11 protein-coding genes are annotated in these 19,654 nt (G+C 46.5%); all 11 read right to left on the reverse strand.

What is annotated here, in order from left to right; all coding sequences use genetic code 11:
• Nucleotides 1-7: 7 nt before the first annotated feature.
• Nucleotides 8-3,358, reverse strand: coding sequence for a glycoside hydrolase family 2 TIM barrel-domain containing protein (locus tag FHS86_RS14170; protein WP_429414951.1), 3,351 nt, complete (start codon nucleotides 3,356-3,358; stop codon nucleotides 8-10).
• Between the two features lie 10 nt (nucleotides 3,359-3,368).
• Nucleotides 3,369-4,421 carry an L-rhamnose/proton symporter RhaT gene (locus FHS86_RS14175; protein WP_429414954.1) on the reverse strand — a complete coding sequence of 351 codons (1,053 nt, stop codon included), beginning with the start codon at nucleotides 4,419-4,421 and terminating at the stop codon, nucleotides 3,369-3,371.
• Nucleotides 4,418-4,753, reverse strand: a complete 336-nt coding sequence (locus FHS86_RS14180; protein ID WP_429414957.1) for an L-rhamnose mutarotase — start codon at nucleotides 4,751-4,753, stop codon at nucleotides 4,418-4,420. The genes FHS86_RS14175 and FHS86_RS14180 overlap by 4 nt, the downstream gene beginning before the upstream one ends.
• A gap of 76 nt (nucleotides 4,754-4,829) precedes the next feature.
• Complete coding sequence (locus FHS86_RS14185; RefSeq protein ID WP_429414959.1) at nucleotides 4,830-5,867, reverse strand: uroporphyrinogen decarboxylase family protein; 1,038 nt, start codon at nucleotides 5,865-5,867, stop codon at nucleotides 4,830-4,832.
• 152 nt (nucleotides 5,868-6,019) lie between these two features.
• Nucleotides 6,020-7,609 carry a sodium:solute symporter gene (locus FHS86_RS14190; protein WP_429414962.1) on the reverse strand — a complete coding sequence of 530 codons (1,590 nt, stop codon included), beginning with the start codon at nucleotides 7,607-7,609 and terminating at the stop codon, nucleotides 6,020-6,022.
• Nucleotides 7,610-7,681: 72 nt separating this feature from the next.
• Nucleotides 7,682-8,767 carry a Gfo/Idh/MocA family protein gene (locus tag FHS86_RS14195; RefSeq protein ID WP_429414964.1) on the reverse strand — a complete coding sequence of 362 codons (1,086 nt, stop codon included), beginning with the start codon at nucleotides 8,765-8,767 and terminating at the stop codon, nucleotides 7,682-7,684.
• A gap of 6 nt (nucleotides 8,768-8,773) precedes the next feature.
• Nucleotides 8,774-9,838: a uroporphyrinogen decarboxylase/cobalamine-independent methonine synthase family protein gene (locus FHS86_RS14200; RefSeq protein ID WP_429414967.1), complete on the reverse strand. Its 1,065-nt coding sequence runs from the start codon at nucleotides 9,836-9,838 to the stop codon at nucleotides 8,774-8,776.
• A 9-nt stretch (nucleotides 9,839-9,847) separates the two neighbouring features.
• Nucleotides 9,848-12,121, reverse strand: a complete 2,274-nt coding sequence (locus FHS86_RS14205; protein WP_429414969.1) for a glycoside hydrolase family 31 protein — start codon at nucleotides 12,119-12,121, stop codon at nucleotides 9,848-9,850.
• A gap of 174 nt (nucleotides 12,122-12,295) precedes the next feature.
• Nucleotides 12,296-14,734 carry a glycoside hydrolase family 2 TIM barrel-domain containing protein gene (locus FHS86_RS14210; protein WP_429414972.1) on the reverse strand — a complete coding sequence of 813 codons (2,439 nt, stop codon included), beginning with the start codon at nucleotides 14,732-14,734 and terminating at the stop codon, nucleotides 12,296-12,298.
• A 52-nt stretch (nucleotides 14,735-14,786) separates the two neighbouring features.
• The gene (locus tag FHS86_RS14215; RefSeq protein WP_429414974.1) at nucleotides 14,787-16,001 is read right to left on the reverse strand and encodes a hypothetical protein; all 1,215 of its coding nucleotides are present in this window, start codon (nucleotides 15,999-16,001) and stop codon (nucleotides 14,787-14,789) included.
• Between the two features lie 122 nt (nucleotides 16,002-16,123).
• Nucleotides 16,124-19,654, reverse strand: coding sequence for a malectin domain-containing carbohydrate-binding protein (locus FHS86_RS14220; RefSeq protein WP_429414975.1), 3,531 nt, complete (start codon nucleotides 19,652-19,654; stop codon nucleotides 16,124-16,126).

A 19,654-nucleotide genomic window follows, 5' to 3' on the forward strand; every position in this document is an offset into this window, starting at 1 on the left:
AGACGCATTAAAATGCGTCTCTACGCATTTTCTCTATTATTGACGGTATTTCATGAATGGTATTATTAACAGGTTTCAGGTAGAAGGAATAATGATAATCACCGGCAGGCACCTGGTATATTTCGAGGGGTGCTGCCACCGCCGACCAGCTGTCGTTCCCGCCTACTCCCATTTGTACCAGATCGATATTCATTGTAAGAAAACCAGGATTCCTTAAATCGTAGGTGTGTTTGGCTTCATTCAGGTTATCTTCGGTGTAGGGCCAAACACTCATGCTCAGCAAGCTATCAGCAATTACCAGTAAACCAGCTTCTTCCCCGTTGTTGGGAAACATCCATCGTACATCGGTGCGGTTACCGTTTTCCTGTGGCATTACATAAGATTCGATGAACTCGTTGAGTGGCAGGGTGTAGATACCCGCATCGAAGCCATAACGCCGGTCGAGGTAGTTTTCGTACAAACCACGGCCATACCAGCTGATGACCTTGTAGTCGGCCCTGATACCGCACTGCATTCCCACCTTTGGGATGTTGGACAATTGTCCCTGTACGTCGAGGGAGAAATCTACCTTGATCAAACCACTGGCTGCGATCTGGTATTTCACCTTTACATCGGCCCCATCGGGGATGAGGGCATAATCAACAATTACCTCAACCAATGCCTGATCGGAATGCAGCACTTCAAAACCGGTTTTTACAGGCTGGTTTTCGTACCATTCTTTCAATTGCTGATGCGGTTTCCACCCTTTGCGATCGTTATCGGTTAAGGGGCGGGTAAAGTTGGGCATTAATGGGGCATACAGTTGTTCCTCTCCTTTCAGCAGATAGGAACTGAGGGCTCCGTTCTCCCGGTTAAAAGCCACTGAAAAAGAAGCGCCTGAAAGCACAAAAGTGTCCTCGTTCTGCTTCACTGTGAGTTCACCTGCTTTTCCGTTCATTGCAATATCCGTCTTCCAGCTGGAAAGCTGAAACTGATTCGATGCCACTTCGAAGCCCCGGGCTGCCCAGCTTGTATTTTCCTTTAGGTGAAAACTGATGTTGACCAGGTATTCACGACCATTTTTCATTTTAGGCAGGTATTTTTTCAGGTCGAAGGCAAATGTTTGCGACGGCGCAAGATCGAAGTCAGGCAGACTAAGTGATGCAAGCGACAGCCCGTTTTCAAGAAAAACCAATCTTGCTTCGTATTCATTGATGTTTTTAACACTGTGACGGTTTTCAATTTGTATGATGAGGTTTTCTTCATCCTTCCAGGTACATTCAATGGGCTGATACACCCTTTTGCATTCGTACATGGCCGCTTTGGGGCGTCCGTCGGGAGCCACAATTCCGTTGATGCAGAAATTATTATCGTGCAACTTTTCGCCAAAATCACCACCATAAGCAAAGAATTCAGTTCCGTCGGAATTGGTCTTCAACAAGCCCTGATCCTTGTAATCCCAGATGCAGCCACCAATAATGCGATCGTTCGAACGGAAAATATCCCACAGTTCTTTCATGTTTCCTGTTGAGTTCCCCATGGAGTGTGAATATTCAACAAAGATGATGGGGCGCTTGTCTCCGGGATGTTCCAGCAGGTTCTCGATGAAAGTAAGTGACGGATAGAACCTGCTCACCATATCAACCCAAGGCTGATCGATGGGATTGGGCAAACGTCCCACATTGGGCAAAGCGCTCATATCGGTATAACCTTCGGCCTGCGGAGTTCCCTGCGCGGGTTCGTAATGAACCGGACGGGTAATGTCGAAGTCGTGGGTCCAGGCAGCCATGGCCGCATGGTTGGGCCCGCGGCCGGCTTCGTTGCCCAGGCTCCAAATGATCACCGACGGATGGTTTTTATCGCGCTCGACCATGCGCGTCATCCTTTCCAGAAATGCATGCGTCCACAAAGGATCGTTACTTAAAACCCCGCCAATTCCATGCGTCTCGTGGTTGGCTTCGTCCATTACCAGAATGCCATATTGGTCGCACAGGTCGTAGAAATAAGGGTCGTTGGGGTAATGACTGGTTCGTATGCAATTGAAATTAAACTGTTTGATCTGACGCACATCGGCTTCAATGTCTTCGCGCGAAAGCGCTTTTCCTTTTACAGGATGGTGGTCGTGGCGGTTCACTCCATACAAATAAGTAAGTTTTCCGTTGATCAGCAGCTTGTTGTCGCTGTCGCGAAATTCGATGGAACGGAAGCCTACTTTGCAGCTTTTTACTTCTGAAATATTACCCAGACTGTCTTCGAGCGATAAGGTAAGCGTGTACAAATAAGGACTTTCATCGCTCCATAATTTTGGCGATTCAACACGGGTTTCCAGTAATCCGAATTTGGGATTATCCAGTCGCGGATAGCTCTCGTTAATAATTGCTTCGGCGGTAATTGATAAAGGTTCATCAAAAACAGCCTGATTGTTTGCATCGAACAAACGTGCTTTTACAAAATAACCTTTCACGATATCGCCTGTAAAGTTGTCGAGGCGGGGGCGGATGCTCAGAATGGCATCGGTATAATCGTTAATCAATTTTGTTTGAACATGAAAATCGGCAATGCGAAGTGTGGGTTCTGCCATCAGGAAAACCTCACGCTGAATACCGCTCACCCTCCAGTGATCCTGATCTTCGAGGTAAGCTCCGTCGCTCCAGCGGATTACCTGCACCGAGACAATGTTTTCGCCTACTTTTAAATAAGGAGTAACATTGAATTCAGAAGGTAGAAAACTGTCTTCGCCATAACCCAGAAACTGACCATTGACCCATACATTGAAAGCAGAGCTGACGGCTCCAAAATGCAGGGTGACATTCATGCCGTCCCAATTTTTAGGCAGATGGAACGAACGCTGATAAGATCCCACCGCATTGTAATCGCGCGGAACGTAAGGTGGGTTTACCGGACGGAATGGGTAAACCGCACTTTTGTAAATGGGAATGTCGTAACCTTTCAGTTCCCAGTTCGAGGGAACTTCAATTTGATCCCAGCCCGTAACCTTCGATTGATAAAAATCGGATGGGGCATCGGCCGGTTTGATGGCAAAATGAAAATCCCACTCGCCATCAAGGCTCAGAAAACGGCCCGATTTTTCACGATCGCCTTCAATCGCATCGTCAATATTGTTGAATGAATAGGCTGTTGCCCTTGCACGGTCGCGGTTGATCGATGTTACCAGCGGATCTTCCCAGGGTTCGGTTTGATACAACTGAGGAGGGCGCGGAATACCGGCTGGTTCGCCTGTAACCGTTTGTGCGAAACTCCAAAAACTGAAGCCTAACAGTATCACCATTAAAAAACTACTTTTTTGCATCACCTTCATTTTAAATTGCTTTATCCCTATGGCAGTCATCTGCTTTCTATCGTTGATCCGGTTCATCATTCAGGTTTTTTTACGCATTTCCAATTACACTTCCCCAGGTAATAATCACAAACGAAGCGATGAGAATTACCAGTCCGGCAATGAGCACGATGTAGGTATCCCTTCTCACATTTCGCCACTCTTTCATGAGCACACCCACCACATAGCTGAAAAATATGAGCATCGACATGTGCAGCACCCAGCTGATAAACTGGAAGTTGCCCATACGAACGTGGCCCAGACCGTAGAAGAAGAACTGGCCAAACCACAGGGTGCCGGCCAAAGCCGACCATGCAAAGTTCCTGATTCGTAAGTTGAAAGGCAAGCCACTACGTTTTGTGAATTCTTTCAGTGTATTTTGTTTGATACCCAGCACCACAAACCAGATGAGGTTGGTAACAAAACACCCTGCCGTGGAAACGATCATTTTGGCGTTTTGCTCGAAGTGACCGGCACCATTTTGGGCTGCCATGTCGGCAATGGGCTGACCATGCTCCAGCGAAATATTGAAAACGGCCGATAAGACGCCGCCCACAATGGCGAGAAAAAGTCCGATTCCCATTTTGAAATCCTTATTTCCGTTAGCGAGCAGTTTTAAATCTTTTTCCTTTTTAAAACCGGCCCAGCCACAAATTGCCACTCCAATTACCGAAAGCACCATACCCAAAATGATGATTTCGCTACCCTGTTGCGAAAAATACTCAGACAGTCGTCCGTTAAGAAGCAGGGGTGTAAGCGTACCTATTACGGCCGATAAGCCAATGGCGATGGTATATGTTAACGAGTAACCAATGTGCTTAATGGCCAGGCCAAACGACATTCCGCCAAAACCATAAACAGCTCCGAGTGCAAAAGCCCCCCACACAACCTCCGAAGGTGCCTGAGAAAGTATTTTAAAAAAGCCGGGCACTGTAAAATAGCCTGCCAGCAAAGGCACTAAAATCCAGGCAAAAAGGGCCTGTACGAGCCAAAAAGTACCCCACGACCATTGCTTTACGTTTTTCTCGGGCGTATAACATGCCGATGCGGCCATGCCGCCTATGGCATGCAAGCCGGTTCCTAATATTGGATTTGGTGTTATCATAGTTCTTGCGGGTTGAAGTAGAAAATCTCTTCCATATCGCTCCAGAATTCACCGGGTTGGCGATCGTCATAAGGTTCCATTAATGGTTTTACCGTATCCCACCAGCGCTGTGTTTCGGGGTCGGCAGCCATTTTTGCCATGTCGGCCTCAAAATTATGGCCCACGTATTCGAAATAAGCAAACAGTGTTAGTCCCCTGCACCAAATCGAATAATTCTGAATGTTACAATCGGCGATGGTTTTCAGCACTCCCGGCCAGGCCGCTGCGTGGTGCTTTTTATAAGCTTCGGCCCCTTCGGGTTTGAGTTGTATGGTTTGTCCAAATCGTTTCATAAATAGGAATTAAGGAAAAAGTCATAAGTCAATAAAATAGTCATTAGTCATTAAGTAAAAAGCGTTACGTTACTGCTTAAACTTTATTTATTGCTTTGAAAAGGGCTTCGATGTTGGCCGGAGGGATGTCGGGTAAAACGGCTTCGTGACTGGGTGAAATGATCAGTCCGGTTGGGAATAATTCTTTCAGCATTTCAACTTTGCCTTTCACATCGGTTGGAGCGCCCTTCACCAGGGTGTATTGTGCATCGACCCCGCCACAAAAAGCCACTTTGCCATCAAAATGCTTTTTCAGGTTGGGGGCATCCATATCGGCAGCAAGTGCCTGAATGGGGTGAATAATATCGACTCCCAGGTCAATCAGATCATCAACAATGGGGAAAATAGAGCCACAGGAATGATGCATCACTTTCAGACCATAACTTTTGGCCTGATCGATGAGCAATTTTGTCCCCGGGAATACGTATTCACGAAGGCTTTCAGGATCGACCATTAAACCATTCTGACTACCAAAATCGTTGCCAATCAGCACCACATCGAGATGCCCTTTGCTTGCTTCATAAAACAGCTCGTTGGCCCGCAGGTAAAAAGCGGTGATTTTATCGATCACGGCTTTGAACATTTCAGGGTTCATCATCAGGTTAATGAGGGCATGCTCCATCCCAAAAGCCGAACAGGCATCCTGAAAATGGGCGCTCCAGAGTATGCCCATGCGAGCATAACGGTCGTCAACTGCTTTTGCCCTGCGCGTCGATTCTTTTCGATCGAGGTATTTTTCCGGGTCGGGCCATTCGAATTGATCCACATCAAGCGGATCGGAATAATCCTCGAAAAAGCCGGGTGCTGTTAATGTTCGCTCATCGGGTTTATCGTCGTGACTTACCTTGGCAAACTTAAAAGCACAGGCAATGTGGTTCGATGGCGGATAATTGTAAGGCACCTCAATGGGATATATATCATCGTCGATCAGCGTTTTCAGCGCGTCGACCGAGTTGACACCAAAATGGCTGAACAATGCTTTTTCGGCATCGGGAACCGGCAAGCCCAGCCACGATGCCGGCCTGTCGACCGGTGCGTGGTGTATCGTTGCTAAAAATCTGTCTTTATGGTTCATTTTCATAGTTAAAAGTTAAACCCCCCAGCCCCCTAAAGGGGTGGCTAGTGTTAGCAAAGCTTATAAGTGTTCTCATATATTGTAAATAAATCCATTTTACCATCAATCTCATTCAATCTTTTCAATCTCCTATCAATCTTCCATCAATCTCTTCAGTGCCCATTAAACAGAACGTACATTCCTATCATAAACACAATCAGCACAATCCAGGCAATCCATACCTTACGCGTGGGTTTGGGAATGTTTCCATAGTCGAGTGTGTTTTCATCGCCACCTCCTTTTTTACGGTCGTAAAGTGTAACCGCCCATGTCATTATGGCAATCACCACAAAGAGGTAAAATGAGAGCAACAAGTAATGCGGCCAGAAGTCGTACACTTCGGAGGGGAATACCCAGAGGTACAAAATACCGGTACCGATACTAATGAAGGTACCGACCGACAAAGCATAATTGGCTGCTTTGGTGCTTGTTTTCTTCCACAGCACTCCAAACAGGAAAACGACTGCCATTGGTGGAGCTAAAAAGCTCAGTACCGACTGGAATACATCGAATAAATTCAGTCCTTTTATTGAATCGATGGCCAAAGCCATTACAATGGCCACCAAAGCCCCCACAACGGTAACGATACGTCCAATTTTCACAATTTGCTTCTGACTGGCTTCGGGCTTAAATTTCTTCACATAAATGTCCATGGTAAAAACGGTACTCAAGGAGTTCAAAGCCGAATCGATGGTACTTACCAGCGCCGCAATCAGCACCGCCATTACCAGGCCGGTCATCCCCACCGGAAACAAACGGGTCACCATGGTCATGTAGGCTTCATCGGGGTTCGACAAGTCGGGGAACAGTATAAAGCAAACGATGCCGGGAATAATGAACAAAGCCACATCGAATATTTTGAGCCATCCGGTAAAGTTGGCGCCGAGCTGTCCCTGCTTCAGGTTTTTTGCACCCAACACCGACTGCACCATCGATTGATCGGTACACCAAAACCAAATGCCCATAATGGGATAGCCCAGCACAATGGCCAGCCATGGATAGTTGGGATCGCTCATTGGTTTTAACAGGTTCCAATATTCTCCGGGTGTATTTTCATAAATGGCCATTATACCACCCGCCTTGCTCACTCCCACCCAGGTTAAGGCAAAGGAAACAACGATCAGCAAAATCATTTGAAAAACATTGGTATAGGCAATGGCCTTTAATCCGCCGGCCATGGTGAAGAAAGCAGCAATGGTCACCAAAATGATTACTGAAAGCCAAAGTGGAAGTGCCAGAATCTGGCTCACCAATATTCCTCCTGCAAAAAGGGTTAGTGCCAGCCATGAAATCAGGATGGTTGCCAGGGTGTACATGGCCAGAATATTCCGGGTGGATTGTCCAAAGCGTTTTCCCATGAATTCGGGAAGCGTTTGTACATTGGCCTTAAGATAGCGCGGTGCAAAAACCACCGCCAGCAAAAAGATAAAAGGGAAGGCATACCAGGCAAAATTACCGGCCACCACACCGGTGGTATAGCCAATACTGGCCGATGCAATCAACATCGACGGTCCCACATTGGTTCCCCACATGGTTAATCCGATGCTGTGCCATTTAAGAGAACGACTGGCCAGAAAAAGGTTTTCGTTCTCGTCCTTCTTTTTCATGAAACTGACCCAGTAGCCAATTGCAACCAGTACAATCAGATAGAGTCCGACTACTGCAAAATCGAGAGGTTGTAAAAAACTGTGTATGCTTTCCATAGTATTTAGTTAGTCATTAGAAAAAAGTCATTAGTCATTAAAAATAGTCATTAAGGAAAAAGTCATAGGTCATCAATCCTCTTCAATCTTTATCAATCCCTTCAATCCATATTTCCCAAGTATGTCCTTCACTTTTACAGGGCGACCCAGTTTGAGGGCTTCGTTCATGGCATGCAAAACGGCGATGGTTCCTATTCCCTCGCGCAAATCGGGAAAAGCAGTTTCTCCCTTTTCGATGCATGAAACGAAATATTCCAGGTAGTTTTGGTATTCACCGGCATGATGTGTACGCCCTTCAAAACGGAAATAATATTTTTCCAGGTGATCGAAGGTGTGGATGCGTTCTTCACCCCTTTTATCGGTAATGGCATAGCGCAGTTCCTGATAATCGGCCTGACTGGCTCCTTCTGTCCCTCGAAGGATACAGGTCATTTCGCTATCACGCTGAGTAGGTTGTACGGGACAGCTATAGGTACCACTGGTACTGGCAATGCGCCCATCGGCTGCTTTAAAGATGAAATGCATGGTGTCGGGGTTTTTCAAGCCGCCAGCTTTGCCATTGGGGCTTAGCATTCCATAGCCCATCACTTCTTCAATATCGGGCAAATACCAGCGGATAAAATCAACCGGATGACTTAAGCCGCCATATAACCAGCTAAACGAAGCACTTAAGGACCAACCTTTTCCCAGAAACCAGCGATGGTCGGCATTGTAATGTGTTTCGATGCTTACCAGCTCGCCAATCATCCCCTTTTCATAATCGATGCGTTGGCGTTTTGCCGGTTCAAAAAAACGTGAACTCTGCCCGACAAAGACCTTCTTTCCACTTTTTTTGCTGAGTTGCAGCAGCTCGTTGGCCACTGATAAATCATCGATCAGCGGTTTGGTGCATACCACGTGTTTGCCATGCTCAAGCGCCATTTTGATGTGTTGCGCATGCAAATGGTCGGGGGTATAAATCGCAATGATGTCGATGGCTGCATCTTCGAGTAAATCTTCGTAACGTGTGGTGTAATGATGAAAATCGAATTCTTTGGCACGTTTACGGCACAAATCTTCGTTCAAATCACAAACTCTTTGCAATTCCAGCTTGTCGCTCGCCAGGACAGCCGACATGGTGCTGCGTCCTTCTCCTAAACCTAAAATTCCTATTTTCATATTCGTTTATCGATACGCTTCAACTATCTTCAATGCTTTTTCAATGTCATCTTCTGTTTTGAAATCAACATTGATATGTAAACCCTGATTGCCTACGTTGTCGAGCAAAGGCTTCAATTCGTCGAGTGTTACCCAGTTGGCCATGATTGATTTACCGGAAGCCAGAATGCGTTTGTACAAATCGTACCATTTAGGGTCGCCGCCCTGAGGCTCGCCATACCCCGGAGTCCACTGAATGGCATTCAGCTCTTCAATTTCGAGAATGGCATCGAGGTGACGAATGGCATCAACCCCGTCGAGATGATACAAGGTATAATCGATTTTTTGAGCTTGCTCACGCAGGTAGGGCAAGGCATACTCTCTATAATCTTCTTCGGAAACCATGACCGAGATATCGCTTTGCAACTTTGAGGTTTTGCCCGGTCCCCAAAGTGAAAAGTAACAAAAAGCCATTTCATCGCCTTCTCGAATTATGTCGTAAAGGGTATCGAACACCTCAAAATAGATATCGTTGATGGTTTGAAGCTGTTGTTTTAAGCCGTCAGGATCCATCATGGTTTTGAGCAAAACATTATCAGATCCATACAGCCCGCCCAGGGTATCGAGCCCTTCGATCAGGTCGGGCATGCCAACGTAGTAGTTGCCATTCGACAACTTTTTGCACTCGGTAAGCAAATCGACATGCAATTTCCACCACTTGTTGTCGGGATCGAGTTTCAATTCATGGCCCGCTTCTTCAATATGCTTAATCCAGATGGTATCCTCGCCGGCACCCAACTCAGAGCCTAAAATAGCCGAAAGCGACCCGGGACCTAATTGCGTGTTGGCAACCGGCGGAATATCGGCTTTATACGAATAAAGCGACATTTGATAGTGCAAATATTTTACACGCCATACCGGATCGAACCACTGTTGTTCAAGGCTTTTAGCTTCGGCTGGTGCTTTTACACCAGCGTGTGGGTCACCTTTTTTATAAAGATGTTCCCACATGCTCAACACCATGCCTTTATTATTCCACCAATCGATGTAATTTTTCTTCGATTCTTCCCAATTCAATTTCCAGGTATCCATATCAAACTCCTATTTTTTTTCACCAAGCAGCTCACCCAGCACACTGTTGTTTAAGCCATGGTACGAATCATTAAATTTCATTTTTTCAATTCTATTCCAATCCATATCGTCGGTACTTTGAACAGGTAACGGGTAAACCGAAATTTCAGCTTCGGCTTTAACCCAAACAGGCATTTCGTCAAGTGGAACTTCAACGTTTTTCATCCATTTTCCACCTTTTTGCTTTTCGCCTGTGAAGAAATTTATCCACTGACCCTCGGGGAGATAAACATCGCGTTGGTTTTCGCTGTTCATTACCGGTGCTACCAAAATATCATCGCCAAACATATACTGATCATCGATGTGCCAACACATTTTATCACCGGGATAGTGCATGAGCAAGGCACGCAAAACCGGGTACCCTGTTTGAGTAGATTTTTTACTCTGTTCTACAATATATGGAATCAGGGCATAGCGCAACTTCAACCATTTACGCACAATACCCGAAACAGCAGGGTATTCGTATGGCTCGCGTTTTGAAGTTCCATGATAACGAAGGTGCGATGAAAACACACCAAACTGGGTCCAGCGCACATACAAATCATCGGGCACTACTGAATTCATAAAATTGGGCGAACTATGGAATCCCGGAACATCGTGACTCCAAAACCCGAAACCCGATAGTCCCAGATGCAATCCGCCTTTAAGCGATCCGGCTATGCCATCCCAGGTAGCAGCGGCATCGCCCCCCCAATGCAAGGGGTAACGCTGACAGCCTGCCCATCCGGCACGGGCCCAAATAATGCCGTCGCCGGTAACTTCTTTGGTAATTTCGTAGGCTGCCTTTTGATAAAGCAAGCCATAAATATTGTTCAGTTTTTCGGGGCTCATCGACTGGTATTCAGCCTCCATGTGAATTTCTTCACCAAAATCGGTTTTGATGCACAGCACACCCATATCGAGCAATTCTTTCAGAAGATTCTTGTACCATGCGGTCGCTTTTTCCGAAGTAAAATCGATGGTTCCGGCATAATCGAGGGCACTAAAGTTTGAACCGCCCTGTTGTTTCGAAGCTTTTAGCGGGGCAATGTAATTGTTTTCCTTTGCTTCGGTCAGTTGTTCGGCCTCCTGAGCTACATAAGGCATTTGCCATAAGCTCACCTTAAAACCATTATCGCGCAGGTTTTTAATAAATGCCGGCGGATCGGGGAAACGCTCAGGATTAAACTTCCATTCGCAAAGCCAGTCGGTACGGAACCAGCCGGTATCGATGTGAATTACATCGCAGGGGTAATCTTCTTTACGAAGACGGGTGCATATGGTATCAATCTCGTCGGCTGAGAAGTAACTCATTCGGCTCATCCAGGTTCCAAAACTCCACAACGGGGGCATAGATGGAAAACCAGTAACCTGACGATAACTGTATAAAATTTCTTCGAAGGTATTGCCACCAAACAGGAAAAGATCGATTGCCGGTTCTTCAATAAGCAATTGTACCGAACGGCTTGAGTGGTCGGCCAGCGATATTTTGCTGAATGCCGACGTGTGCATGAAGATGCCATAAAGACGGCTCGACATGAAGAAAGGTATGTTCTTGTAGGTACGCCGGTTGTTTACGCCCTGCCCGTCCTGGTTTTTAAGCTGAAAAGTACGACCCGAAAGATCCATTTTGGCAAATCGTTCGCCGGTTCCAACAAATACTTCATCGGGCTGTGCATGAAATGAAACTGTGCTACGGTCAATGCCTTGCTGATTTTCGATATACCCCATGGCCAGCGCTTCGATACGCGCCGGGAAGAACTGGTCCCAGGCACTGATTTCGATGGCTTTTTCACCGTCGGGATAGAAAATAGCTTCAAGTGAATCCTGCGGTTCAGGAAGCAGGTCGCTCCAGTGATCGATTTTGTTGTCTTTCCGTATAAAACGTGCGCGTACAACACCCGAATTGTCTTTTACCAGCCACTCTTCATCATTTTTTTCAACCAATAGTTGCGTTACCGATAATTTGGCATCCATTTCGAGCATTACCGAATTGGGCATTGCCTGACCATCGAAAGCCACAGCCACCCGAAGGATTTTATCGCCATAGGCCCTCATTACCAATTGAAATTCGCGACGAGGGACATCCATATCGGGTGCATATTCTAACTGGCACAGCTGTTTTTGAAAAGGAATGGTAAGAACAGCATCTGTGCCTTTCACCTCTATTTGGCTTGGTTTTCCCACTTTCCATATTTTTTCTTCACCCGAAAACGACGGATCAAGATCAAGAAAATCTATTGGTTGATAATTGGTTTGTTTCATAAATGGCCCCCTCTGACTCCCCCCAAGGGGGAGAAATATCTAATCATTATTTTTGTTTTATATTACCATAGGGCGATGCCCTATGCTGTTGCTTTTGCCCCGTTGGGGCTAATGAGTCATGAACTCATTTGTGACTGATCACCATTGACTAATGACTAATGACCAATGACTATTTTATTCTGCATTTATTTCTATTTCAGTAGCAGCCAACCCATCGGAGGTGGCTTTTAACCTGATGGTTCCCTTTTTCCCGTTGGTTTGCACAATTGCCAGGCACATGCCGTTGTATGCTTTACGGTAGCTGGCTTTGAATGGCTCATGGCTTGCCTGATAACCATTACTTACACCGGCAATAAAACCCTCTCCTTCAATCTCAAAATTCACCATGTTGTCGGCCAGCGGCACCAGGTTACCCTCTTTATCTAAAATACGCACCGTAACAAACGATAGGTCTTTGCCATCGGCCTTAATGTATGTCCTATCAGCAGTAAGCTCAACCCTGGCTGCTTTTCCGGCGGTGTTGATGATGCGTTCAAGGACTACTTTTCCATCTTTTCGTGATACGGCCTTCAATTCTCCCGGGGTATATTCCAAACGCCACATTACATGCAAATCGTCATTTTCTTTTCTTTTTATGCCCATTGACTCTCCATTCAGAAAAAGTTCCACTTCGTCGGCATTATTGTAGTAAGCCCACACGTCAATGGTTTCGCCTTCGGTCCAGTTCCAGTGCGGAAACAGGTGCAACATGGTTTTGTCGGTCCACTCGCTCTGATACATGTAATACACATCTTTGGGGAAACCACACAAATCGATTACACCATAGTAGGAGCTGCGGGCAGGCCATTCCATAAACGGCTCGGGTTCGCCAATAAAATCGAAACCCGACCAGATAAACATTCCCGACATGAAGTCGAGCTTTTTAACCAGTTTCCAGGTTTCCTCATGGGTGGCACCCCAGTAGGCATGCACATGGTCGTAAGCCGAGCAGGTGTAATCGGGATTCGGATCTTTGATGGGCACATTGTATGCCTCGGGCCAAACCCTGATACTGTCGGAAGGTTGATTATAGACGCCACGTGTAGCAAATGCCGACATATTTTCGCTGGCAATAAACGACTCTCCGGGAAAGCGATTGGGCAAATCGGGGTAATCTTTATGTTTATAATTGAAACTCAACACATCGAGCGCCCCGCTTTGCCAGATGTAATTCTTTTCGGGAATATTCTCGGTAAGCCCGCAGGTTACAGGCCGTGTAGGGTCGGCTTCTTTCACTATTTTCACCAGTTCGGGCGTAATGGTCAGACCGGTACTATCGAACTGCTCGCGTATTTCGTTGCCAATGCTCCACACCATTACCGACGGATGATTTCGTCCACGGCGCACCATGTCGCGCAGATCGGTTGCGTGCCATTCTTCCCATATCTCGTGATAATCGTGTTTCATTTTCTTTTTGGCCCAAACATCAAAAGCTTCGTCCATTACGAAAAAGCCCATTTCATCGCACAAATCGAGCAAGCCAGGAGCGGGTGGGTTATGAGCCATACGTATGGCGTTGCAGCCCATTTCTTTCAGAATTTCGAGCTGACGCTGAGCCGCACGCCGGTTAAACGCTGCCCCCAGCGCCCCCAAATCGTGGTGGTTGTTTACACCGTGAAGTTTAATGTTCTCGCCATTCAAAAAGAAGCCTTTTTCGCTATCGAAATGAAAATCGCGAATACCAAAATCCACGGTATAGTTGTCGGTGATTTCACCTGTGGCCTTATTCTTTATTTCAATGTGCGCTTTATACATCAATGGATGATCGAAGGACCAGCGTTTAGCATTTTTGATCGTAAAATCAGTCTTGTAAAGCGCTTCATCCTCAACGATAAGTCCGCCGGTATTTTGAGCAATCACCTGTCCCGACTCTTCAATTTTGACCTGTACACTTACCTCATGAGCTTGTTTGGTTTTATTGATAAGTTCCACTTCAACTGTAAGCTGGTCGTTCTGCTCATCTATTTTTTCGGAATGCACAAAAGCACCCCACTGATCGACATGCACATCGCCGGTTGACACCAGCCACACATTGCGGTATATTCCAGAGCCGGTGTACCAGCGCGAATTGGGCTGGAGGCTGTTATCGGCTTTAACGGCGATCACATTCAACGAATCGCCAAAATGAAGGTACGGGGTCAGTTCGTGTCTGAAACCCATATACCCAAAGGGTCGTTTGCCCAGGTAATTACCGTTAATCCACACTTCACCGTTGCGGTAGACCCCTTCAAAATCGATGTAGAAGTTTTTATCCCGCTCATTTTCACCAAGGGTGAATGCTTTACGATACCAGCCAATTCCTGCCGGAAGAAAACCACCATTGTGCCTCGTTGAATGATCTTTGCTGAACTCGCCCTCGATACTCCAATCGTGTGGGAGGTTCAATACCCGCCAGTCGGAGTCGTCATAATCGCGCTGATAAGCCAGTGAATCGTTGCCCAAATAAAATTTCCAGTCAGCGTTAAAATCAGCAATCCGGCGTCCCGTTTGAGGTGAACTACACGAGAACTGAATTGAAGAAAGCAACACAAAAGCCAATATCCATCCGAAGAGGTTTTGACTTCTGTCTTTCATATTTCGTCTTATTGCTTTCAACTTCCTATCAAACATTTCTTTCTTCATTCTGCTATTTTATCTCCGATTCTTCTTTCGATTTAAATTCAATATTGCTTTTGCCAATATCTTTTGAGGTAGCGAGCGCTATGCCACGGTTTCCAAGTTGATCAACGGCATTATAGAAGTGATAAACCATCCCGTCGTATTTGATCACATAAGCCTTGTGTGCAAAAAGGTTGTCGTAACTTTCGGACGGTTCAATTAAATGCGGCCCGTCCCATTGCGTCCAGTTTTGCAAATCGTACGAGCAGGCAAAACTGTTGTACACCACGGTGCGACCCTCGGGCCAGTATGCCCTGAAGTAGAACATAACATACACATCACCAATTTTCTGGATCACCGCATCACCTGTAATTCCTTTGTGATGATTCAGTAAAGGATTATTCGCATAACGTTGCCAGTTCACCATGTCGTCGGAAACGGCCATGCTGATGCGTTCAGCTCCCCTGTTGGGATTAATACTGTCGCCACGTGCATTGTAGTACATCACAAAAGGATGGCCGGTATGCCTTTCTTTATCCTCGATGATAAAACTTTTGTACATGGTGCTGTTGTCGTACCAACCTGCATCCTCGTCGGTCGACATCAGCACCGGCTTTTCAAGGCGACTCCATTCGTGCAAGGCTCCGGGATCATTTTTGGTATAAGCCATTCCCAGCGAAAGGAGTCCTTTTTCGTAGCCGCGGGTATTACCGCCAAAATAACTTATCCAGTAATTATCATCGTATGTGTTTATCGCATAATCGCCTCCCCACTCGTAATCGATTAATGAAGGATATCCGGCCTTTTGGTTCGAATCCCAGTCGGTGGTATCGGTAAACTGCATAATTTGTCCCTGCACATCCCAATCAATCAGGTTTTCGCTGTGTGCCAGCCAGGTTTCGTAGCCACGACCGTCGAAAACAATGTAAGTCATTACCCATCGGTCATTGTGCCTGAAAATGGTGGGGCAATCCATTTTATACTTGTTGCTGTCGGGCACCAAAATAAGTCCATATTTATGAGGTGTTTTCACCTCTTCATAAATCTCCTGCATCACTTCGGGAGCAACCGTTTTAGGCAGCTCGGCAGTACAGGCTGCAAAAAAGAGAACCAGTAGAAATAAAATACCCCCTTTAATTCCCCATGAAGAGTGAAAAACACCCCCTTTAGTTCCTCCAAAAGGGGGAAAAGAACCCCCTTTAGTTCCCCCTGAAGGGGGAAAAAGCTTTGAACTTACTTTCATAATTTCGATCATTTTAATTCAAAATCTCAACTAAATATTGGAGACGAACACTCATAAATTGTGAGTCGAAACTCGCATCACCCAAAAATCTAACATCTAATATCTATTATCTCATATCTTTTTTACTGCACTTTCACCCAGTCGATATAAAGCGGCCCCTTTTCGCGGGGAGTTATCTTAATGGTATAAGTACCGGCATTGATTACCGTTTGAGTGTTGGTCACATAACTTTTCCAATTGGGCGGTGTAGGCGGAAATACCCACTCGCCCTTCCACATCAAGCGCCCATCGGCTGCCAGTATTTCAACATCGGCTTCGAGGTTTTTTCCCGCTAAATTGACAAACCGGAATTGCAAGCCATATTTCGAAGCCAGGCCAACGCTAAACTGCGGACCAATAGCACCCTTTTGATCGGGAACCATCAGCACCTCTTTATCGAGCCAGGTCGTTTTGCGGGCATTGCCAAACACCACCCCGTCTTCAGCCTGCCAGGTTTTTGCCGTGCGCATATCGATGGGATCGTCGAGCGTAGTGGCAGGCAAAGCTGCGATAATTGGCACGCTATTTTTATTATTCCATTGATAGGGTACTATTTCAAGCACTGAACCGGCATTAAAATCTTTTTGGTATATCGTAAACACCTCTCCTGCGTTGTTCGAAATGTTGCCTTCCAGTTTCACCCAGTCGGTCAGCCAGGTTGGAAGTTCTTTAACTTCACTGTGAATTCCGGCAAAAACAGTTGCACTGCCATTCAGCTTAACGCTGGCATTTGTATTATTTACAGCGGAAGTTTGTATCCATTCGGCGCCATACAAAACAGGCAGCAAGCCCGAAAATGCAATCTTATTGTCCGAATATTGCTGATCACCAGTATTCAGCCAGGTTTTCAGCTTCCAACCTTCGGGAGCTTCCAACCCGGTTAAAAGTCCATCGGAAGCCGGTGCCGGCTGAACCGTTTTGCCGGATGTTGAAACTGCAATGGCTGAAATCACGGCCTGTCCCGATTTTACCTCGGGGAATGAAATGATCAGTTCTCCATTTTCCACCTCAACGCTTACGGTTTTCTTCAACAGTTGATCGTGTCCGGCTTCTTTCCAAATGTCCAAATCGTCAATCACCAACTGATTGTTGACGGCTACATCAAACATGCGCCAGCCATCACAATCAAGACCACCACCAGTTCCGTACCAGGGCTCAACAAAGTAAAGTTCAACCTGATACTCGCCATCGGGTATGGGAAAATGGTAAGACAATTTGTGGCGGCCATAACGAAACGATTGAATAAGTGGCCAATCTATTGTTCCTTCAACAGGATCGTACGTTTGGCGCTGACTGCCATAAAAGGCAGGCATCCCATCATAATCATCGGTCCACGAACGCGAGCCCCAACTATGGGAGCTGCTTTGTTTGCGGTCAGCCATCCAAACATTTCCATCGGCATCGGTATAATCGGCACCACCACAGTTTACCCTGTAAATGTAATTGGCATCATCGCTTGTGAGTGGAGAAATATTTCCAGCCAGCTTTTCAATATCCGGTGCTTCGGGTAAATGATGCAGCATTATGATGTCGCTTGCCACTTCTTTGCCATCAACATAAGCAACGGCCTTCAAAATATTATACTGAACGTCAATATTGTCGAAGATGAAATGGGTTCCGATTGGTCCGCGTTGTAGTTTTCCAAGCGGTTCACCATCGACACTGTTGTACAGCTCCACCTCGTCGCAATTTGAATACACGCGAATTCCATCTTTCATACCGGGTTCTATCCAACGGTCGGGCCAGGTATGCGATGCAATGTAAACCATGGGTTCGGTATCTTTGGGGGCATAATTTGAGCGGAACATGTAGAAAACATCGAGCGGCTCTCCCCAAATGGTAACTGCCCCTTTGTAGTTGATTGGACCAAGTCTGTCAATATCGCGAAAGCCTTCGCCACTCTGCACCCGGCCGGGATTATCGTGTGAATTGAACAACCAGTGAAACTGGCCACAACTTTGTTCAGAAGCTTTCACTCCCAAAAATATTTTCGATTCCATCAGCAAAGCCATGCGGTCTTCGCTCCATGGTCCATCCTGCACAAAGCCACCTTCGGTATGAAAATCGATGCTGCGCCATGCTCCGTATTCACCGTTTAAGAGCTGTTCCGAAAGTTCCTCGTCGTAAATATCGGGGTTTCCACCGTAGGTTCCCGACCAGTTTTGAATTACATTCCAATCGGTACCGCTACCCCCGTTACAGGTAGTTACCAGGCGCTGTGATGGTGATGTAGGATCCAGTTCACGAATCAGTTCGGTACATTCGCGTGCAAAATCTTCGGGCAGTGTACTTTCATTTTCAAGTCCCCACAAAACAACCGAAGGACTGTTGCGGCGCTCTTTCACCCAGTCGTGCAGCAATTGCTTAAAGTTTTTTCGAAAATCTGGATTGTCGAACCAGATGTGGGCAGTCATTTGTGTCCACCACAACATGCCAGTTTTGTCCCACTGCTCGTGGTAACGGAAATTATGGGGCTGGTGGGCATCGCGGAAAGCATTAAAACCCATGGACTGCATCTGCTCAACCCGTGCCTGAACCTGAACTTCGCTAAAGGCATGTCCCTGCCCCAGCATGTGTTCGTACTCACAGGTTCCGTTGATAAACACCGGTTCATCGTTCAGGTAGAAGCGGTTGCTGGGGCTTTCGCCAAAGATGTCCCATTTGATGGTTCGGATTCCGTAAGGTGTTTCCAGGCGATCGATGCATTTGCCATCTTGCCAGACTTCGGTATTCAGGGTATATAGGTATGGATTTTCGAGCGACCAGAGCGTCGGATTTTTCACCACTGGAAGCTGGCCTTTTAGCGTATCGGTATCACCGGGCGCAATGGTCGTATATATTTCGGATAAAACGACCGTTTTCCCGTTTTCATTCTTCAGAATATTTTTAATCAAAAGGTCTGCAGCTTCGCTGTGATAGTTCTTAATTTCAGCGGTGAAATTCAACACGGCCTTTTCGGCATTGGTGCTTTCATCGTTCCATACGTGTACCCCAAAAGGTTCAACCCGTACTTTATTGGTGGCGACAAGATGTACCGGACGGAAAATCCCCATGGGCTGACTGCCTTCGCAAAAGCCCCACTCGGGACTGCAACCCCCACAAACCCATGGAAGGTCGCGTATATTGGCCGGATGGTCGGCACGCACGGCCAGAATATTCTCTTGGTCAAGATGAACAAAAGGCGTAATGTCGAGTGTAAAGGTGGTGCGACCACCGGCGTGGTATCCCACCGAGTCGCCATTGAGCCAGACCGTAGCATACGAGCCAACCCCTTCGAAAAACAAAAAGTATTGCTTATCGACATCGGGATTTTCAACCATAAATTTTTTACGATACCAGGCATAGCCATGACGGTTTCCGTGCATTAAGCGGCGGTAACCTCCATAATCGTCCCAGTTATGCGGAACATTTACGTCCAACCATCCATCGGTGTTGTAAGTTGCTGCTTCGAATCCGTCGTAAGCCTGCTGATCGGAATCATCAGCAATGGTTGACCATCCCTCATTCAGAAGAAGATTGTTTCGCACATCGTGGTTCTCATGATCCTGTCCGGCAGGCTCACAAGCTACCAAAGTACTAATCAGGACAAAATAGAGCAATTGTAGTTTAGTCAT

The sequence above is a fragment of the Roseimarinus sediminis genome (assembly GCF_050433125.1).
Lineage (GTDB): Bacteria > Bacteroidota > Bacteroidia > Bacteroidales > Prolixibacteraceae > Roseimarinus > Roseimarinus sediminis.